Annotated in this window: 1 protein-coding gene, 1 tRNA gene and 1 rRNA gene; 2 read left to right on the forward strand and 1 reads right to left on the reverse strand. The window is 29.7% G+C overall.

What is annotated here, in order from left to right; translation table 11 throughout:
• The first annotated feature begins 42 nt into the window (after positions 1 to 42).
• Together rrf and BN1075_RS00255 are read left to right on the forward strand one after the other, a co-directional pair.
• Positions 43 to 160: ribosomal RNA gene (rrf, locus tag BN1075_RS00250) — 5S ribosomal RNA — on the forward strand.
• A gap of 7 nt (positions 161 to 167) precedes the next feature.
• A tRNA-Phe gene (locus tag BN1075_RS00255) sits at positions 168 to 243 on the forward strand.
• A gap of 98 nt (positions 244 to 341) precedes the next feature.
• Here the strand turns inward: BN1075_RS00255 and bcp are convergent.
• The gene (gene bcp, locus BN1075_RS00260) at positions 342 to 815 is read right to left on the reverse strand and encodes a thioredoxin-dependent thiol peroxidase (RefSeq protein ID WP_040191008.1); all 474 of its coding nucleotides are present in this window, start codon (positions 813 to 815) and stop codon (positions 342 to 344) included.
• Between the last annotated feature and the right edge of the window lie 565 nt (positions 816 to 1,380).

Below are 1,380 nucleotides of genomic sequence, written 5' to 3' on the forward strand. Positions count from 1 at the left end.
ACAATGTTCACTGTGTAATTTTGAGAGAATATTCTCTTACAATCTGGTGATGATGCTCTTAATGGATACACCCGTTCCCATACCGAACACGAAGGTTAAGCATTAAGAGGCCGATAGTACTGCACGGGAAGCTGTGTGGGAGGGTAGGTGGTTGCCAGGTCAGGTGTGGCTCGATAGCTCAGTCGGTAGAGCAGAGGACTGAAAATCCTCGTGTCGCTGGTTCGATTCCTGCTCGAGCCACCAAAAGACTTAGATTTTTATCTAGGTCTTTTTTATTTGATTAAAAGTAAAAAAGTAGCACGAAAGGAGAGTATTTTTAATACTCTCCTTTATTCGTTATATTATATGAGATTATCCTTTATATAGTTAAGTACTTCTTCAACATGTCCAGCAACTTTAACTTTTCTATATTCATTAACTATGTAACCGTCCTTGTTTATTATAAAAGTACTTCTTTCAATGCCTATAGTTTTCTTTCCAAACATGGTCTTTTCCTTTAAAACATTATATAAAGAACACACATGTTTTTCTTCATCTGCAAGAAGGATAAAATTTAATTGATGTTTATCAATAAATTTACAATGAGATTTAACACTATCTTTACTAATTCCTAAAACTACAGTATTAAGTTTATCGAATTCATCAATATGAGCCTTGAAATCTAAAGCTTCAATAGTACATCCAGGGGTATTATCCTTTGGGTAAAAGTAAAGTACAACATTTTTTCCTAAATAATCTTTTAAGGAGTGATTTTTTTCATCACTTCCAGGTAATATAAAGTCAGGTCCTTGTTTTAACTGTGTATTATTTTCCATAATTCGCATCCTTTCTATAGATTAATAAAAACAATTAACTAATATTTATTATCATTATAACCAATATCCAGAAAATATACAAATGAAAATAATAAAGGTATACTATATTATAAGAAGAGCAAAGAATAAAATAAAATATTTAAAGGATACTTCTCCAAGTGTATCATTATAAGAAAAAAAGAGAAATTTAAAGAAATATAAAGTATATGTATTATATTTAATGTTTATGGCAAATATATAATATATTGTGTTTATAAATCATGATATTATATGACTTGTCGTTGTGAAATGTAGTGATGAAAAACGACAAACAACTAAAACAAGTTTTAAAGAAATTAAAAAAAACTTGAAAAAGTTGTTGACAGATGCCAAGGCTTCTGATAAAATAATAAAAGTAGTCGAGAGAAATCGACGAAGAAAAAGAATTGGTCTTTGAAAATTAAACAGAGAAATAAAGGTAAAACCAGTTAATTTCGATAGAGATAATCTATCAATAAATGACTTTAACAAGTCAGCGAAACAATTAGAGCGCAGCTCAAACTTTTTAAATTGAGAGTTTGATCCT

This window comes from Clostridium culturomicium (genome assembly GCF_000821305.1).
Lineage (GTDB): Bacteria > Bacillota > Clostridia > Clostridiales > Clostridiaceae > Clostridium_J > Clostridium_J culturomicium.